The following is a 17971-nucleotide window of genomic DNA, read 5'->3' as shown; positions in this document are numbered from 1 at the left end:
CCAGGAGGCCTCGCCTTTTTTCATGGAGGAACCACCCGATGGCCAACGCCACCCTGCCATTCGAACGCGACGTTCCCCTGGGAGCCGCGCGGCGACGCATCGACAACGAACTGGCCGCGCGAGGGCTGCGCTGGCACGCGACGGAACATGGGTCCGGCCCCTTTGCGACCGTCGTTCAGTTGAGCGACGACGCCGGTCGCCCGGTGTGTCGTGGCGTCGGCAAGGGCGACCGCGACAGCGCGCTGGTCGGCGGGCTCTTCGAGGCCTTCGAGCATTTCATCTCCCTGCACGACGACTGCTCGCTCACGTCGGTGGTCGCGACCGCCCGCGACGTCACGCGGGGCCTCGGTGCGCCCATTGATGCGCTGCTGGATGCACAGCCGGAGGCACGGCTCGCCGTCCGCCGATTTACCAGCTTCCACGACGGGAGCGCACAGGAGCATCCCCTCGCCTTGTTTCGTCCCACGTATATCGACCGGCGCATGCAGGCCGACACCTTCGACTATTCAGGCCTGCGCCGCTATGCCGGCAACAGCGGAACGGCCATCGGTTCGACCTTCACGGAGGCCGCGCTGCATGCGCTCAACGAGTGCATCGAGCGCGACGACGTCTCCCACTTCCTTCGCGTGCATTTCCATGACGCCGATGCCATTGCACCGGTGCGCGTGATCGATCGCAGTACGCTGGACCCCGTGTCCACCCGACTGTGGAACGGCACGGAAGACATGCTGGGCTATACCGTCACCGTACTGGACATCGGTACGCATCGCGCCGCTTACAGCTACCTCGCCTTCACGCAGCATGCCGCCCATCCGGTGCAGCTCTACGGCGCGGGCGCATCCGGCTGCCCTGGGCACGCCCTGTCGCGCGCCCTGCACGAACTGGTACAACTCGAGCTGCTCGCCCGCGCCGAGGAAAGCGTTCTTCATCAGCTCGAGCGCGCCGAGCTTCGGTTGCGTCCGTGGCCGCGTGCCCATCGCGCCTGCGTGGCCGACCTGCCTGCACTGCTACGCAAGCGACGCACGGTCGCCGTGCCCTTGCCCACTCGCCTTCGACACACCTCGCCGCGCGCCTTGCTCACGCGTGCGTTACATCGTCTGGCGAAAGAAGGCTATCGCCCCTTGCTGCACGTGATCCACGCGGCCTGCCGGGGTGTCGTGGTCTGCCAGGTGCTCGTGCCGGGTTTCGATCGCTATTTCCTGGTCGCCCACGGCAACCCCATCGTTCCGGGTTTTCCGGCCGCGCGGATCGCCGGCCATGAATGAGGCGACGAGCCGGCGGCACTGGCGGATCGACGACCCACGATCCGCGCACGGTTACTTTCTGCTGCGCGCCGGCGCTTATCGCTGGATCGGTCATGTCGCGCCGACGACGCGTGACGAGCCCCGGCACGCCTGCAACGTGATCCGGCCGCACCATCTGCTGGGCTCGGATGGCGTGCTGTACGAGCATGCGGACGCGATCGAGGTGAGCGCGACCCATCGTCGCCGTCAGGAGGCCAAGGCTTTCATGGCGCTCGTGCGCCGCGATCCGCTCGCCGTGATCCACTTCCCCATCGCGCCGATGCGCACATGGGGCCATGAGTTCGTCTGTCCGCCGGCGTTCTGGGCGCGCATGGCCGAACGCGCCGAGGACCTGGCAGCCGGCGAGCGCCACATGCGTGCGCTGTGTGCCGCCACACTGCGTACGGAGCTGCCCGACGGCGCGCTGGTACGCGATCCGGCCTGTTCCACCGGGGATTTCGTAGTGGCCATGGCGCATGCCTGTCCACGGCTCCACTTCGAGGGATCGGATCGGGCGGCGGACATGATCCGGACCGCGCGTACCCGTCACCCCGATGGGCCGGTCACCTTCTCCCTTGCCGATGCCGCACTCGTACCGCCGGCCTCCTGCGACGCCCTGGTCCTCCGCTTTCTCAATGCGGAAGTGGTGACGCGGGCGCAGGCTGACGCCCTGTTCGACCGGCTGGTACCGAGTGTGCGACGCGGAGGGCTTGTCGTCCTGTTCGGCCATACGCCGGTGCTGGTCGACGTCCACCAAGGCGCGGCACGCCATGGTTTACGGATACAGCGCAGCGTCGCGCCTACCGGCACCGACGGCATCGTTCCCTACTACGTGCTTCGTGCTTGAAGCCTTAGGCGCAGCAGATGCATAGCCACACGTGCCGCCGCCTGCCGCGGGCAGCCGTCGTCGCAGGCCACGGCGGTATTGTCGCGACCATACGGTGCGTAGCGTTCCGGATCGGTCGGGCCGAACAGCCCGACGGTGGTCGCCCCCGTTGCCGCGGCGAGGTGCATCACGCCGCAATCCGCGCTGATATACGTGCCCGACGCCTCGATGAAGGCGGCCAGCTTGCGCGGATCGCTGGTGTAATAGGTGGGATAGCCGCCACCCAGGCGCGACTGGCCGTCGGCGGAGACGAGTTCGACCACGCAGCTCTCGCCGAGGCGATCCAGCAACGCCTGCATGAAGCTGCCCCACCAGTCGGCGGGAAGTCGCTTGGACCCGGTGGCATTGGGAAAGATGGCCAGCACCGGCAGGTGCCGTCCGTCGACCTCGCGTAATACGCGAGCCAGGGCCTCGCGACCGCCTTGCCGCTCGGCGTCCGACAACCGTACGTCGAGAGGCGGGACCTGGGCGTCGCTTGTCGCGCCGAGCGCCCAGCGCAGGGCCTGCACCGGGCGTGCGGCAAGGTGCGTCGTGCCGCCGTCGGTCGGCATGGCTTCTGTACGAAGCTGGTAGCGCGCCTTTGCCATGGCGCTGGCGATGCGGCCCGACGAGGAACCCGCCGCCGCGTCGATCACCAGGTCATAGCGACGCGAGCGCAGTTTGCGCAACGCACCCAGCGTGGCGAGCGGGCGTCGGACGGCATGACGATCGAGGGTCGTGCAGTCGCCGACGATGTCGAACCCGCGAAACACCGCATGGGCGGCCGGACCGGCCGAGAGCAGGTCCACCTCCGCGCCGGGGAAGCGGCGCTCGATCTCGACCAGCAGCGGCGTCAGCAGCAGCGTGTTGCCCAGCCGGTGATTGGGCCGGCAGACCAGGATGCGCTGGATGCCCGAGGTGGGCAGCCCACCCGCACCGACGAGATTCCTGGACGGGGCGATCAGGTGGCGCGCCAGCCAGGCGGCGAGGTGACGGCGCCATGCCGCCGCCTTGCCGTGCATCGGGGTGCGGGTGGGCTCGGCTGACGTGGCGGGGGAAAACGATGCGATCGGGCGCATAGGGCGGGCTCTTGGGAGGGCTGCCGCCGACAATGCCGCAATTACCTTAGATCTTGCTGTCGGCGAGATGACGATTCGATGTCCCACCCACCGCCGTTCATATCGGGTCCCGGGGCACCATGTAGCCGAAACCGCGGACGGTGCGGATGACGTCAGGACAAAGCTTGCGGCGGACGATCTTCCCGTGGCGCTCCATCAGGATGCGCAGCAGGGCGAACTCGCGGCGGGTCAGTTCGACGGGCTGTTCCTGGAAGGTCACCTCCAGCGTGCTGAAGTTGAGCGACAGGGCTCCCGCGTCGAGCTGGTTATCGGCAAGGCCCAGGTCGAGCATCACCAGATCGACCGACTCGTTACGCAATTCCCCGAGGCCATCGACCCCGTTACGCAACCAGCTCAGCATGTAAGCGAGGTGCTACAGCGCACGCTTGATGGCAGCGCCCAGTCGGGCGTCATCCTCGACGACGATGATGTTCATGGTCCAATGCGGTGTCATCGCGACCGGGGCGACATTGTCGCGCACATCGTGCGCTCCTACAGGGCATCTTGCGCTGCTACCGGACGTGCGGTTGTAGGAGCGCACGATGTGCGCTAAGTCACCAGCCATGTGGCCATACGGCGGCGCCAGAGCGCGATGTTACCGTGCATGGCACGCGGGCGGCCTCACTCGACGAAGCGGCGGGGGCGGATGCGAAGGGAGACATGACAGGCTCCGGCGGAAGTCAGGCACCCACGATGCCGCAACTCCCTTAGATCTTCCTGTCCGCTGCATGACGATTCGACATCCGTTCGCGCCCGCGCTCCACGGCACCGATGGCCACGGGCAAGCCCAGCAGGACCAACGGGTATTGCACCACCAGACCGCCGACGATGGCGATCGCCAGCGGCTGCTGCATGCCCGCCCCGCGGCCGATCGCCAGCGCCAACGGCAACAAGGTGAGGATCGCCGCGAAGGTGGTCATGCTGATCGGCCTTACACGAAGGCGCACCGCCCGCCGCAACGCTGCCACCGGCGTCGCCGTACGGCGACGGGCCACGTATTCGGAGACCAGGAAGATCGCCATCTCGGTACCGATGCCCATGACCATGGTCAGGCCCATCATGGCGGTGACGTTGAGATTTACCCCGGTGATCCATAACGCGAGGAAGACGCCGGACGCCGATAGCAATGAGGCAGCGATCACCAGACCCGAGAGCCACAGGCTGCGGTAAAGCAGCATCAGCAGCAGAAACTCGGCGACCATGGCCACCGCAAACACCTTGCGCAGACCGGCGAACGCCACCTGCTGCTGCGCATAGAGGCCGCCGAGTTCGTAGCGCGTGCCGGCCGGCAACAGGCCGGGCTGCGCCAGCACGGCACGAACGCCGGACACCGCGGCGTCCATGCCACCGGTGGCGATACGCGCGGTCACCGGTACCATCGTCTGCAGGTTTTCGCGGGTGATCTGCGCCTGTCCGCTCACCGGCACGAGCGACGCGATGCGACGCAGGGGAAAGACGTGACCATCGGGCGCCCTGAGTGGCAAGTCGGCGAGATCGGCGATGCGCCACTCCCGCGCGCCGGGCATCGACACGCGGACGCCGACCGCCCGGGTAAGCAGGGGCAGCGTGGTAGCAACGACGCCGTCCAGCGCGGCACCGACGCTGCGTCCGACCAGATCGGCGTCGACGCCCTCCGCAGCCGCCGCATCGTGGTCGAGACGGATGTCCAGTGCATCTCCCGCGATGCGGACGCCGCTCTGGATATCCACCAGGCCGTCGGTGTGCGCCAGCTTTTCAGCGACACGGGTCGCCGTAGCGCGCAAGGCCACCTCGTCGTCGCCATACAGCTTCACTTCGATCGGCTGCGGCACGGCGATCAGGTCGCCGATGAGGTCCTCCGTCAACTGCGCGGCCTCCACCTCCACGCCCGGAACGTTTCGCAACACGCTTTCGCGCACGTCCTCCATCACCTCACGGGTCGGCGCCGCATGATCGGGCTTCAGCCGGACGAACACGTCGCCGTGATGCGCCTGGCCGAGGTCGCCGCCAAGCCCGGTGCCGAGACGACGCGAGAACGTCTCGACATCGTGCCGCGTGCGCAGGATGGTCTCGATCTGGGCGACCTGGCGTTCGCTTTCGCTGAGCGACGTGCCCGCCGCCGTGTAGTAATCGAGGACGAAGCCACTCTCGTCGGCATCGGGCATGAAACCGGTAGGTACCCGTGATGCCGCGAAGGCACCTGCGACGAACAGGCAAAGCATGACGATGGCGGCCCACCAGGGCCGGCGCACCGCTGTACGGTAGGCTGCGCCATGCCAGCGAACCAGGCCGCGCGCCTTGCCCACGCCCGGATCGCTCCAGCGCGACACATCGATCCAGCGCGAGGCGAGATACGGCACGATGAAGGCGGTCATGGCCCACGACACCGCGAGCGCGCAGGCCATCGTGATGGACAACGCACGCGAGAACGTGCCGGTCACGCCGTCCAGGTACGCCATCGGCACGAACACGATCAACGTCGCCGCGCTTGAGCCGGACAGCGGCGGCAGGAAGTCGCGCGCCGAGCGAAAGAGGCTTCGCTGTATGCCGTCCCGCGCTTCGGATCCCGCGGCGTGCGCAGTGCGGTGGGCAAGGTGCTCGACCATCACCATGACATCGTCGATCACCAGCCCGACGGCCGCGGCCATGCCACCGAGGGTCATGATGTTGAAGCTCATGTTCATCCCGCGCAGCAGCAGGACCGTGATCGCCAGGGTCGCCGGCACGACGACCATGGCGATCGCCACGATACGCATGTTGCGCAGGAACGCCCAGAGCACGACCGCCGCGAGCAGCAGGCCGATCGCAATGGCGTCACGTACGCTGGCGGCGGCATCGGTCACCAGCTCGCTCTGGTCGTACCACTTGCGCAACGTGACGCCCTTCGGCAGCGCCAGCCCGGCCAGGCGCGCCCTGGCCTCCGCGGCGATCGCCACCGCGTTGCCGTCGGGCTGCTCGAACACGTTGAACAACACCGCGGGTCGGCCGTCTTCGGCAACCCGGGTCCATTGCGGTTCGACACCCGTGCGCACCGTGGCTACGTCGGATACGCGTATCCAGCCGCTGTCCGCACGTCGCACCACCACGGCGCCGATGTCGCGCACGTCACGGATCGGCTGGTCGACCAGGGTGAGGAAGAGTTTGTTGCGGTCCTGGACGCGGCCGACCGCACGGACGACGTTGGCGCCGCCGATCGCCCCGACCAGGTCGTCGAGCGACAAGCCATGCGCGGCAAGCTTCCGGACATCGGCTTCCACCTCGATTTCCGGTGTGTCGCCGCCCTGCACGTCGACCCTCGACAGGCCGGGTACCGAAGCCAGCGCCGGGGCGATGCGGAACCGGGCAAGATCGCGCAGGCCCGCAGGAGACACGCTGTCCGAGCGCAACGCATACGAGATGATCGGGAACACCGTCGGGTCCATGCGCCGGACGTCGTAAGTGATGCCTGCGGGGAGGCTGGTGACGACGCGCGCGATGGCCGCATCGACCAGCAGCGTGGATGCGATCATGTCTCGCCCCCAGCCGAAGTCCACCGAGACCTGGGCGGCACCTCGCGAGGTTTCCGAGCGGACACTCTCGACCCCGGGCACCGTCCGGATCGCCTCTTCCACGGGGCGGGTCACCAGCAGCGCCATCGTATCGGCGGGACGGTCGCCGGCATCCAGATCGACGACGATACGCGGGAACGCGACCTGCGGAAACAGGCCCACGGGTAGCGCCCAGGCGGCCACGGCACCGGCGATCGCGAGTGCCATCGCCAGCAGGATGAAGGTCCTTGCGTGACGGACAAGGAAGCCGTCGCCGCTCATGGCGTATCCATGGGGCGCACCTGGATACCCTCGTCCAGTTGTGTGGCACCGACCGTCACCAGCGCCAGCGATGCCTCGATCGCGCCAGCCACCAGCACCTGGTCGCCGTGCTGCGCGACCACGGTCACCGGGACACGGTGCGCCTGTCCCTGCCTCACCTGCCACACGGCACGTGCGCCTTCCTCGCCCGTCACGGCATCGGCAGGCAACTGCCAGCCGGCCAGCGAACCGACCACGATATCGGCGCGATAGGCCATGCCCTGGATCAGCGGGTATGACGTCGAGACCGTAACCCCGACCAGACGCGATTGCGGATCGACCGCACCAGCCACCGTGGCCACCCGGGCGGGCAGCTCGCGTCCTCCCGACAACGCGTGCAGCGCCACCGTGTCACCCGCGTGCACACGGGCCCTATCGGCGGGCTCGATGCCACCCGCAAAGCCGGTGCAGTCGGTATCGGCAAGCGTCATGATCGTCCCGCCCGCGGCGACCTGTGCACCACGCAGCGTATCGATGGTCAGCACCGTGCCATCGGCGGGTGCCTGCAGCTTCTCGTGCGGCGTGTCCTGGGCGGCGAATGCGGCTTCGGCGTCATGCATGGCCTTGTCCGCCTGGGCCAGCTGGTCGTTCGTAGCGAGGTGGTCGGCGAGCAGGCGTGCCGTGCGTTCACGTTGCGCCCGTGCCAACGCAACGGCCGAGCGCGCCGCCACACGTGCCGCGGCGGCCGCCTTCGTCGGCACAAACGACGCCAGGACCTGCCCGGCGTTCACATGCTGCCCCGCGGCGACATCGACCCCGGTGAGCGTCGCGTCGATCGGCAACGTCAACGCGCGCGTGCCGCCGCTGCCCGCCGCACCCTGGCCATAGGCCACGACGATATCGTCGAAGTGGCCGCGCACCGGCGTCACCTGCCGGATCACGGCACTCGGGATCATCGCCCCCGGCGTGCCCGCATCGGCACCGGTATCGCAGCCGCCAAGCGCGACGACGATCGCCACCACGGCGGCGCGGAAAAGAAAACGAATCATGGCGCGATCCCGGGCGGAAGCGAGCTGGGCAATCCCGCGCCGGTCAGTGCGTCGAGCGCGATGCGCTGCTCGCGCCGGTACAGGTCACGGGTGATCCGGTCGACATCCTGCCCCAGCGCGGCGACGTTGAGATCGGCGTAGATGGCGGCATCGATGTCGCCGCGGGCGAAGGCGCGGCTGGCTGCATCCATCGCCACGGTGTCCGTGGTGGTGCGCGCCGCGGCCCGCTCCGCGGCGACCACCGCGGCGATCAAGGCGTGCGCTTCGACCACGGTCTCGTCGATGCGTGCCGTGTATTCGTCATGCAGCTGCTGGCGCGTCGCCTCGGCCACCGCGATCTTGCCCTGCTGGCGATCGAACACGGGCAACTCGAGCGAGGCGGAAGGACCGATGTCGAGCACCTTGCTGCTGTCGCGTGCGGCGTCCACGCCGACCGACAACGGCGGAAACTGGCTGAGGATCGCGCCGCGCAGGCGCGCCTCCTGCGCGGCGTAGGCGAAGCGTAGCGCGGCAAGATCGGGACGGTGCTCGCCCATCGAAGCGACTGCCGCAGTCGCCTGCGTCAGATCGAAAGGCCCCAGCGCAGGCAGCGGTGCCAGCGGCAAGGGCGCGCCGGCATCGAGGCCCAACAGCGCCGACAGTTCCGCACGCTGCGCTTGTACGACCTGTCGCGCGTCGCTGGCCGCCGTGCGTGCGTCGACCGCCGCGGCGAAAACGACGCTGGATGTACCGGTGTCCGCATCGCCTCGCGCCACGGCGGCGCGCAGCGATGCCGCGCGTGCTTCGATCAGGTCGGCCAGGCGATCGCGCAGGGTCAGGCGGCGCTCGCCATCAACCACGTCGACGACGAGCTGGCGCGCCCGCGCCAACGTGACCCAGGACTCCCACAGCAGCTGTGCGTCGGTGGCCGAGGCCGAGGCACGCGCTTCGTCGCGACGGGCACCGCGCACGATCAGACCCTGCAGGCTCTGTGCGAAGCTGGCGCCCCACGCCGGCACGTCGCCTGCACCGGCCACCAGGAAGCCCAGGTTGGCCTGCACGCTCGGGTTCGGCAGGGTCGAGGCGTCCAGCACCTGCGCCCGGCCGACGCCATGGCGGGCGCGCGTCGCGGCCAGCCTGGGATTGTTGAGCAGGACAAGGCGCTGGACGGCTACCTCGTCCAGCGGCAGGGCCGTGCCCTTGCCACCCTGGAGGTGCTCGACACGATGGGCCAGCGTGGCATGCGTGACGAGCGGCAGCGGGCGATAGGTCGCACAGCCCACCAGACCGGTCGCCACGACGAGGGCAAGCAAGTGACGCAACGCATTCCATCCGGCGGCTTTCATGGCCCGCAGGTTAGACATGCCGGCTTAGCGCAATCTTTGGCCGGGCATCCGGCGTGACGACAGGCCGGAATGACGCCCGCTTCGATGGCCGCGCCTCAGCGCGGCACGATCATGCGAGGTCGCGCGGCACCATGTAACCGAAACCGCGCACGGTACGAATCGCCTCGGCGCTGAGCTTGCGGCGCAGGGAATGCACGAGGACTTCCAGCGCGTTCGGGCCCACGTCCGATTCCATGCCATAGACGGAGCCTTCGATGGTCTCGCGGCGGACGATCTTGCCGTGGCGCTCCATGAGGATACGCAGCAACGCGAACTCGCGCCGGGTCAGTTCGACGGGGCGCGCCTGGTAGGTCACCTCGAGGGTGCTGAGGTTGAGCGACAGGGCGCCCGCATCCAGCTGGTTGTCGGCCAGTCCCCGCGCGCGTCGGGCCAGCGAGCGGATGCGCGCCGCCAGTTCATCGAGATGGAAGGGCTTGGTCATGTAGTCGTCGGCACCGGCATCGAGCCCCTGGATACGCGATTCCACGCTGTCCCGAGCGGTCATGACCAGGATGGGCGTCTTGACGTTGAGCCGGCGCGCTTCCGTGATGACTTCGATGCCATCCTTCTCCGGCAGGCCCAGGTCGAGCAGCACGAGATCCACCGACTCGTTACGCAACGCCTCGAGGCCTTCGGCCCCGTTGCGCAGCCAGGTGACCGTGTAAGCCAGATGTTCCAGCGCCCGTTTGATGGCGCAGCCCAACCGCGCGTCGTCCTCGACCACGATAATGTTCATCGATCACGTCCTCTTCGGCACACAACGACATCAGGTATCGCATCCATGCGCGCGGCTTGGGTCACGTATTCGGCAAAGCCAACGCATTATTCAAGCCGCCTGCTTAGAAGTGGCTGAGTACCGGCGTAAGCTTCAGATAAGTCGCATGGGTGACCCTGTCCGTGAGCAGACCGTGCCCGCGTTTATCGTGAGCGATCCCGACCTGACCATGATCACGGACACCTTCCTTGAGCCTCGATGTCCAAGCCTTGCGCAGCAGCCTCGCCGGGCCATTCGATTTCCATGTGCCCTCCGGGCGATGCCTGGCTATCACCGGCCCTTCCGGCTCGGGCAAGAGCCTGCTCCTGCGCATGCTGGCCGACCTCGATCCCTGCGAGGGTCGCGTATCGCTCGACGCCGAGGACCGCGCCACGATGTCGCCGACGACATGGCGCCGCCGCGTGGCCCTGCTTCCGGCCAGGAGCGGCTGGTGGGCGGACCGTGTGGACGAGCACTTCGCATCCAGGCAGGCCGACGAACGCGGCGCGCTGGCCCGCGACATGTTGCTCGCCGACCGACTGTTCGACCAGCCGGTCGATGAAACGTCCACGGGCGAGCGCCAGCGACTCGCCCTGATCCGCGCATTGCTCACCAGGCCGAAGGTCGTGCTGCTGGACGAGCCGACGGCCTCGCTGGATGCGACGGCGACACTCGCCGTGGAAGCGGTCCTGCGCTGCCGGATGCAAGAAGGCCTGATCGTGGTGCTCGTCACGCACGACGCCGCGCAGGCGGATCGTCTCGGCGATGACGCCCTGGTCATGCGCAACGGCACCTTGGTGCGGCCATGACGCCGCTCAGCTTGCACACCGCCGATATCGCGTGGGCCGGGATACTGCTTCTGATCGACGGGGCACTATCGGTGTGGCTAAGGCTGCGCTTTCATCGCGCGCTGGCGATCGCGACGCTACGCATGGTCCTACAACTCGTTGCCGTGGGTTACCTGCTGCGTTACGTGTTCGCCGGTCACTCGCCGTGGCTGACCGCAGCCATCCTGCTTGCCATGTCCCTCGTTGCGGTACGCGAGGTGGCCGTGCGACCGTCGCGCCGGCTGCGCGGCGGGAACGCGCGGGTGGCATTGCCCAACGTGGTCGGTGTGGTGCTCCTGACGACCGCCTTCGCCCTGATGACCGCCATACGCCCCGAACCGTGGTACGACCCCCGCTACGCCATCCCATTGGTAGGCATCCTGCTCGGCAGCATCCTCAACGCGGGCAGCATCGCGTTGTCCGGCGTCCTGGACAACGTGACGCTGCGACGTGAGGGCATCGAAGCCCAACTCATGCTGGGTCGCAGCTTCCGCGAGGCCACCGCGCCGCTGGTGACCCGCGCCGTTCGCAGTGCCATGGTCCCGGTGATCAACCAGATGGCTGCCGCGGGCGTCATCACCCTGCCGGGGACGATGACGGGCCAGATGCTTGCCGGCGCCGATCCGGTAAACGCCGTGAAGTACCAGATCCTGCTGTTGATCCTGCTGGCAGGCTCTAGCTGCCTGACAGCGGTCGGCACCGCGTTCCTGGCGATATCGCACCTGACCGACGAACGGCAGCGACTGCGCCTCGACCGATTGCGCTGAGCCGGTCGGCGAAGCGCCCTCCTCGACGGGATGGCGACGATGGGATGGGCGAATCCTTGGAGATCCCTTACATGAATATTGCGAATCGTTCTCATTAAGTTTACGATGTGCATCACGCCGGGTTAACGCTTACCTGCGCGGCACGCATCGCAAGGGCAGTCACCGTCTTCCGCGCCAGTCATCGCCTAGCGCGATGCGGCCGCGTGCGCGCAGCCTGGGCCGCAGCCTTTTCGTCATCGTCTCTCGCAAGGATCCCCATGGCCTTCATCACCAGCCGCAAGCACGCCGCACCCACGGTGCGCACCGTCGGCGCCGCCGTCCTCCTCTCGCTCGCCCACGGCGCTGTCGCTGGCGATGCGCCGGTCGATGTCGTACCGCCGCAGCAGGCCAAGGTCAACGATGCGCAGGCCCTGCCCGGCATGCAGGTGCAGGCCGATCGTTCCAGCGATTACCGCGTGGACAAGGTGTCCTCGCCCAAGTTCACCCAGTCGCTGCTGGACACCACGCAGACCATCCAGGTGATCAACCGTGCCCTGATGCAGCAGCAGGGTGCCACCACGCTGACCGAGGCGCTGCGCAACAGCCCGGGCGTGGGCACCTTCTTCGTCGGCGAGAACGGCTCGACCAACACCGGCGATTCCATCTACATGCGCGGCTTCGATACCTCGGGCAGTATCTTCGTCGACGGCGTGCGCGATTTGGGCACCGTGTCGCGCGATGTCTTCAACATCGAGCAGGTGGAAGTCACCAAGGGACCGGACGGCACGGAGTACGGCCGCACCGCCCCCACCGGCGCGGTCAACCTCGTGACCAAGCAGCCGGTGCTCGGCAACGGCGTCTCCGGCTCGGTGCAGGTCGGCAGCGGCCAGCGCCGCCGCGGCACCGCCGACTGGAACCAGGCCCTGGGCAAAGACGCCGCGTTCCGCCTCAACGTCATGGGCCAGGACAGCCACGTGGCCGGACGCGACCGGATCGAGAACAACCGCTGGGGCGTGGCCCCGTCGCTGGCGTTCGGACTGGGCACACCGACCCGTGTCTACCTCGACTACCTGCACATCAAGCAGAACAACGTGCCCGACGGCGGCGTGCCGACCATCGGCCTGCCGGGTTACACCTCACCGGATCGCCGTGCGTTCCTCACCGGTGCGGACAAGGTCGACGAAGACAACTATTACGGCACCAACCAGGACCACGACCATGTCACGCAGGACATGTTCACCGTCATCGTCGAGCACGACTTCAGCGACACCGTGGCGCTGCACAACACGTCGCGCTGGGCGCGCACCACGCAGGACTACCTGCTGACCTCGTTCATGGGCACCACCGCCAACCTGCTCACGCCCAACCCGGCCGATCCGTCCACCTGGACGCTGGCACGCAGCACGCCGACGTTCAAGCACCAGTCCAATCGCATCGCCACCAACCAGACCAACCTGACGGCGACGATCGAATCGGGTGCGGTCACGCAGAACATCAGCGCCGGGATCGAACTGACCAACGAACAGGCGCGCACGATCGGCCTGGGTCCCGTCACCGGCAGCACCTGGCCGGCGGCCAACCTCTACAAGCCGTATTCCGACGTGGGTGGCCTCCGCTACCGCGAGACCGGCGCGGTATCGAGCGGCAAGACCAACACGGCCGCGGCCTATCTGTTCGACACGCTGAAGTTCGGCGAGAACTGGCAGGTGAATGCCGGTGTGCGCTTCGACCACTACAAGACCGACTTCAGCAGCCTCGTGGTCTGCGGTGCACGCAATGGTCCCGCCTGCGGTCGCCTGCCGGCCGGCAGCATCCTGCCCGGCGTGGACACCACCAAGAGCGACAACCTGGTCAACTACAAGGTGGGCGTGCTGTACAAGCCGGCGGCCAACGGCAGCATCTACATCAACGTGGCCCAGTCGCAGGAGCCGCCGGGTGGCAACACGCTCACGCTGTCCGCGTCCACCAACAGCGCCGACAACCCCAACTTCGACCCGCAGAAGGCGCGCACCGCCGAGATCGGCACCAAGTGGGACCTGCTCGACTCGCGACTGCTGCTGACCGGCGCGCTGTATCGCACCACGGTGACCAACGAACTGGTGCAGGATCCGACCGACCTGCTTTATTACCAGATCGGCAAGAAGCGCGTGCAGGGCATAGAAATCTCCGCGCTGGGCAAGCTCACCGAAGACTGGGCGATCAGCGCCGGTTTCACCACGATGGACGCCACCGTGGAAAAGGGCACCAACGTCACGCAGAACGGCTCGGACGATCTGGCGTATACGCCGAAGAAGGCCTTCACCTCCTGGACCACGTATCACCTGCCGTTCGACCTGACCGTTGGCGGCGGCGCACGCTATTCCGGTGAACTGCTGCGCGGCACGGATGGGGCGGTAGGCACACCGCAATACACGAAGGCGTACTGGGTGTTCGACGCGATGGCCAGCTACCCGATCAACCGCAACATCGACCTCCAGCTCAACGTTTACAACCTGTTCGACAAGCGCTACGTGGCGGCGATCAACAAGAGCGGCTACCGCTACACTCCGGGGATGCCGCGCTCGGCGATGCTCACCGCCAACGTCCGTTTCTGATCCACCGGAGGAATCCGCCATGTTGCTGCATATCCCCGATGTCCTGACCGCCGAACAGGTCGCGGGAATGCGTGCCGCCATGGTGGATGCCGACTGGACCGACGGTCGGCAGACCGTCGGTCCGCAGGGCGCGAAGGTGAAGCGCAACCTGCAGCTGCCCGATGCATCGCCCCTGCGGCGCCAGCTGGGTGAACAGGTGGTCGCGGCGCTCACGCGCCACCCGCTCTACCACGCGGCGGCGCTGCCGCTGCGCACCATCTCGCCACGCTTCAACCGCTACGAAGGCGGCGGCGAATACGGTTTCCATATCGACGGCGCGGTGATGTCCACCGGCCACGGCGACGAACACGTCCGCAGCGATATCTCATGCACGCTGTTCCTGTCCGAGCCGGACGAGTACGACGGCGGCGAACTGATCGTCAGCGACACCTACGGCGAGCACGAGGTCAAGCTGCCGGTCGGCCACGCCATCGTCTATCCCTCGTCCAGCCTGCACCGGGTGACGCCGGTGACGCGTGGCGCCCGTATCGCCGCGTTCTTCTGGGTGCAGAGCCTGGTCCGCGACGATGGTGCACGGCGGCTGCTGCTGGAGCTCGATACGTCCATCCGCGAACTGTCGGCGGCGGGCGCGGATCAGCCGGCGATCCTGCGGTTGACGGGCGTCTACCACAACCTCCTGCGACGCTGGGCCGAGACCTGATCTCACAAAGGTAGGCATCCGGAGCCGGGCGGCGGATAATCAACGCCCCCTTGCAGTCCTGGCTCCCCTCGCATGTTCCAACCCGGTCAACGCTGGATCTCCACCGCCGAGCCCGAGCTCGGTCTCGGCACCGTTCTTCGCGTCGAGGGACGTAGCGTGCAGGTGCTGTTCGCCAAGGCGGGCGTGCTGCGCCCCTATGCGTCGGACAGCGCCCCCCTGATTCGTGCGGAATTCCGCGCCGGCCAGCGTGTATCGGGCAAGGGCATCGCCTTCCTGGTCGAGCGCATCGAGGAACGTGAGGGCCTTTATGTCTACCGTGGCGAAGGCCGCGAACTGGAAGAAGGCCAGCTGGACGACGAACAGGCGCTGTCGCAGGCGGACGACCGCCTGATCGGTGGCCGTACCGACACCAACGACCGCTTCGACCTGCGCCTGGAAGCCCTGCGCCGGCGTGCCGATGCCCGTCGCTCCGCGGCCTGGGGCCTGGAATCGGCGCGGATCGGCCTGGTGCCGCATCAGCTGCGTGTGGCCGGCATCGCCGCCGCGCGTCGCCCGCCCCGTGTGCTGCTGGCGGACGAGGTCGGCCTGGGGAAGACGATCGAGGCCGGCATGATCCTCTCGCGCCAGCTGGCGGCCGGGCGCGCGGGTCGCGTGCTGGTGCTGCTGCCGGAAACCCTGGTCTACCAGTGGTTCGTCGAGCTGCTGCGCCGTTTCAACCTGTCCTTCTCGATCTTCGACGAAGAACGCTGCGAGGCGATCGAACAGGCCAGCGACGGCCGCAATCCGTTCGAGGACGAACAGCTGGTGATCGCCGATTTCGCCTTCCTCGAAGGCTCGCCGAAGCGCGCCGCGCAGCTGACCGAGGCCGGCTGGGACCTGATCGTGGTGGACGAAGCCCACCACCTGGCCTGGACCCCGGACGAGGCCAGCCCCCGCTACCGCCTGGTCGAGACCCTCGCCGCCGCCACGCCGGGCGTCATCCTGCTCACCGCCACGCCCGAGCAGCTGGGCCGCGCCGGGCATTTCGCCCGCCTGCGCCTGCTCGACCCGCAGCGCTACAGCGACCTGGACACCTACCTCGGCGAGGCGGAAGGCTATGGCGCCTTGTCCGAAGTCGCCAGCGTGCTGGCCGCGGGCGAGACACTCGGCACGGCGCATCGCGAGGTGCTCAAGGCTCGCTTCACCGGCGACCGCGAGTTGCTCGGCCTGGTCGAGCGCGACGACGCCAACGACGCCCTGCTGGCCGCCCTCATCGATCGCCACGGCACCGGCCGCGCCATGTTCCGCAACCGCCGTGCCGGCATCGGCGGCTTTCCGCACCGTGTGCCGCACATCCGCGTGCTGGATGCCGATGCGCTCGAGCCCGGCCGCCGCGACGCCCTGCTGGCAGAGTTCCGCTCCGACCTGCAACAGCCACCGGCACCACTGGAATTCGACTACCACGACGACCCGCGCCTGGCCGCGCTGCTGAGCCTGCTCGACGCGCATCCGGCGGACAAGTTCCTGCTGCTGTGCCGCAGCCAGGCCAAGGTGCTGGCGATCGAGGAAGCCCTGCGCACGAAGAGTGGCGTGGGCGTGGCCCGCTTCCACGAAGGCCTGGGCATCGTGCAGCGCGACCGCAACGCCGCGTTCTTCGCCCAGCCCGATGGCGCGCGCCTGTTGCTGTGCTCCGAGATCGGTTCGGAAGGCCGCAACTTCCAGTTCGCCCACCGCCTGGTGATGTGGGATCTCCCCCTCGATCCGGACCTGCTCGAACAGCGCATCGGTCGCCTGGACCGCATCGGCCAGAAACACGACATCAGCATCCACGTGCCCGTGGTCGAGCAAAGCGCGCAGCACATCCTGGCGCGCTGGTACGACGAAGGCATGGACGCGTTCCGTTCCAGCCCCGCCGACGGCCGCGAACTGCTGCGTCGGTTCGGCGAGCTGTTGTCCACGCTCGCCGACGAGCACGCCCGCGAGGACGACGCGCGCGACCAGGAACTGGATGCGCTCATCGCCGAGACCCGTGGCGCCCACGAGGAACTGGCCGCCCTGATCCACGCCGGCCGCGACCACCTGCTCGAACTGGCCGCCAGCCGCGACCCGCATGCGGACGACCTCGCCGGCAGCTTCGCCGCCGAAGACGCCGACGAAGCGCGGGATGCCTTCATCCAGCGCCTGTTCGAGACCTTCGGCGTGCACGCGGAAGAACTGGCCAAGGACATCGTGCTGCTGGATCCACAATACCTGTCCACCGACGGCCTCACCGGTTTCGCCGATGGTCCATTGTCGGTCACGTTCTCGCGCGACCTCGCCCTAGCGCGCGAAGACCTGCCGCTGCTGCGTCTCGACCACCCGATGGTGCTGGCCGCGGTGGACCTGCTGGTCTCGGGGGAGAACGGCAATGCCGCCTTCCTCGTCGACGATGCCCTGCCCGTGCGCACGGCCCTGTTGCAAGCAGTGTTCGTGCTGGAAATCATCGCCGACCGCACGCTCGATCCGGGCCGCTTCCTGCCCACGACACCGCTGGCCCTGACGGTGGACACCAAGCTGAGTGAGCGCCCCGGCTTCCGCCCCAGCGACGTCGCCATGCGCCGCGCCCCCGATCGCAACATCGAGGTGCCACGCTATCGCAAGTTCCTTTCCAAGCTCGTCCCGCCCATGCTGGAACGCGCGCAGGACCTCGCCGAGGCCCGTGCCGAAGTGATCAAGGCGGAAGCGATGGAAACCGCACGGCGGGAACTCGACACGGAATACGCGCGGCTGGTCGCCCTGCACGCGGTCAATCCGTCGATCACGGACGCGGAGCTGGAAGCGGTGGAGAACGAACGCGATGCCCTGCTGGCGGCCATCCCCGACGCGCGTTTCCGCCTCGACGCGGTGCGCTTCGTGGTCAGCCCGGATTTCCTCGCGCTACGTTGA

Annotated in this window: 13 protein-coding genes; 7 read left to right on the top strand and 6 right to left on the bottom strand. The window is 67.9% G+C overall.

Annotated elements, in window-relative coordinates; translation table 11 throughout:
* Positions 1-38 precede the first annotated feature (38 nt).
* Both QRN34_RS16385 and QRN34_RS16380 read left to right on the top strand, forming a co-directional pair.
* Positions 39-1265, top strand: a complete 1227-nt coding sequence (locus QRN34_RS16385; RefSeq protein ID WP_285406080.1) for a YcaO-like family protein — start codon at positions 39-41, stop codon at positions 1263-1265.
* Positions 1258-2130 (top strand): class I SAM-dependent methyltransferase, encoded by an 873-nt coding sequence (locus tag QRN34_RS16380; protein WP_285406078.1) that lies wholly within the window; start codon positions 1258-1260, stop codon positions 2128-2130. Before QRN34_RS16385 ends, QRN34_RS16380 begins: the two co-directional genes overlap by 8 nt.
* On the opposite strand, the gene QRN34_RS16375 is transcribed toward QRN34_RS16380, so the two are convergent.
* The 6 genes from QRN34_RS16375 to QRN34_RS16350 form a co-directional block, all read right to left on the bottom strand.
* On the bottom strand, positions 2112-3227 hold the full coding sequence (locus tag QRN34_RS16375; RefSeq protein WP_285406076.1) for a glycosyltransferase family 9 protein: 1116 nt from the start codon (positions 3225-3227) through the stop codon (positions 2112-2114). The two genes, QRN34_RS16380 and QRN34_RS16375, sit on opposite strands and share 19 nt — an antisense overlap.
* Positions 3228-3324: 97 nt before the next feature.
* Positions 3325-3627, bottom strand: coding sequence for a hypothetical protein (locus tag QRN34_RS16370; protein ID WP_345782911.1), 303 nt, complete (start codon positions 3625-3627; stop codon positions 3325-3327).
* A gap of 346 nt (positions 3628-3973) precedes the next feature.
* The gene (locus QRN34_RS16365) at positions 3974-7054 is read right to left on the bottom strand and encodes an efflux RND transporter permease subunit (protein WP_285406074.1); all 3081 of its coding nucleotides are present in this window, start codon (positions 7052-7054) and stop codon (positions 3974-3976) included.
* The gene (locus tag QRN34_RS16360; protein WP_285406071.1) at positions 7051-8082 is read right to left on the bottom strand and encodes an efflux RND transporter periplasmic adaptor subunit; all 1032 of its coding nucleotides are present in this window, start codon (positions 8080-8082) and stop codon (positions 7051-7053) included. The genes QRN34_RS16365 and QRN34_RS16360 overlap by 4 nt, the downstream gene beginning before the upstream one ends.
* Entirely contained in the window at positions 8079-9425 is a 1347-nt protein-coding gene (locus tag QRN34_RS16355) for a TolC family protein (RefSeq protein ID WP_285406068.1), read from the bottom strand. The genes QRN34_RS16360 and QRN34_RS16355 overlap by 4 nt, the downstream gene beginning before the upstream one ends.
* A gap of 91 nt (positions 9426-9516) precedes the next feature.
* Entirely contained in the window at positions 9517-10182 is a 666-nt protein-coding gene (locus tag QRN34_RS16350; protein ID WP_285406065.1) for a response regulator, read from the bottom strand.
* 227 nt (positions 10183-10409) lie between these two features.
* On the opposite strand from QRN34_RS16350, the gene QRN34_RS16345 reads away from it, so the two are divergent.
* The 5 genes from QRN34_RS16345 to rapA all read left to right on the top strand — a co-directional run bounded on the left by QRN34_RS16345 (position 10410) and on the right by rapA (position 17971).
* A complete protein-coding gene (locus QRN34_RS16345; RefSeq protein ID WP_285406063.1) occupies positions 10410-11009 on the top strand; it encodes an ABC transporter ATP-binding protein in 600 nt (199 codons plus the stop codon).
* Positions 11006-11794, top strand: a complete 789-nt coding sequence (locus QRN34_RS16340) for an ABC transporter permease (RefSeq protein ID WP_285406062.1) — start codon at positions 11006-11008, stop codon at positions 11792-11794. The genes QRN34_RS16345 and QRN34_RS16340 overlap by 4 nt, the downstream gene beginning before the upstream one ends.
* Before the next feature lie 257 nt (positions 11795-12051).
* Positions 12052-14367 (top strand): catecholate siderophore receptor Fiu, encoded by a 2316-nt coding sequence (locus QRN34_RS16335; protein WP_285406059.1) that lies wholly within the window; start codon positions 12052-12054, stop codon positions 14365-14367.
* A 19-nt stretch (positions 14368-14386) separates the two neighbouring features.
* Positions 14387-15067, top strand: a complete 681-nt coding sequence (locus tag QRN34_RS16330; RefSeq protein WP_285406057.1) for a Fe2+-dependent dioxygenase — start codon at positions 14387-14389, stop codon at positions 15065-15067.
* A gap of 72 nt (positions 15068-15139) precedes the next feature.
* Positions 15140-17971 carry an RNA polymerase-associated protein RapA gene (gene rapA / locus QRN34_RS16325; protein WP_285406054.1) on the top strand — a complete coding sequence of 944 codons (2832 nt, stop codon included), beginning with the start codon at positions 15140-15142 and terminating at the stop codon, positions 17969-17971.

The sequence above is a fragment of the Luteibacter sp. ME-Dv--P-043b genome (assembly GCF_030209605.1).
In the GTDB taxonomy this organism is placed as follows: Bacteria; Pseudomonadota; Gammaproteobacteria; order Xanthomonadales; family Rhodanobacteraceae; genus Luteibacter.
Note: the sequence above shows the minus strand (reverse complement) of the source record. Positions and strands in the feature narration are given on the sequence as shown.

Coding starts and splice junctions, on each gene's coding strand:
- QRN34_RS16385 (WP_285406080.1), top strand. CDS start 39: ATGGCCAACGCCACCCTGCCATTCGAACGCGACGTTCCCCTGGGAGCC.
- QRN34_RS16380 (WP_285406078.1), top strand. CDS start 1,258: ATGAATGAGGCGACGAGCCGGCGGCACTGGCGGATCGACGACCCACGA.
- QRN34_RS16375 (WP_285406076.1), bottom strand. CDS start 3,227: ATGCGCCCGATCGCATCGTTTTCCCCCGCCACGTCAGCCGAGCCCACC.
- QRN34_RS16370 (WP_345782911.1), bottom strand. CDS start 3,627: ATGCTGAGCTGGTTGCGTAACGGGGTCGATGGCCTCGGGGAATTGCGT.
- QRN34_RS16365 (WP_285406074.1), bottom strand. CDS start 7,054: ATGAGCGGCGACGGCTTCCTTGTCCGTCACGCAAGGACCTTCATCCTG.
- QRN34_RS16360 (WP_285406071.1), bottom strand. CDS start 8,082: ATGATTCGTTTTCTTTTCCGCGCCGCCGTGGTGGCGATCGTCGTCGCG.
- QRN34_RS16355 (WP_285406068.1), bottom strand. CDS start 9,425: ATGTCTAACCTGCGGGCCATGAAAGCCGCCGGATGGAATGCGTTGCGT.
- QRN34_RS16350 (WP_285406065.1), bottom strand. CDS start 10,182: ATGAACATTATCGTGGTCGAGGACGACGCGCGGTTGGGCTGCGCCATC.
- QRN34_RS16340 (WP_285406062.1), top strand. CDS start 11,006: ATGACGCCGCTCAGCTTGCACACCGCCGATATCGCGTGGGCCGGGATA.
- QRN34_RS16335 (WP_285406059.1), top strand. CDS start 12,052: ATGGCCTTCATCACCAGCCGCAAGCACGCCGCACCCACGGTGCGCACC.
- QRN34_RS16330 (WP_285406057.1), top strand. CDS start 14,387: ATGTTGCTGCATATCCCCGATGTCCTGACCGCCGAACAGGTCGCGGGA.
- rapA (WP_285406054.1), top strand. CDS start 15,140: ATGTTCCAACCCGGTCAACGCTGGATCTCCACCGCCGAGCCCGAGCTC.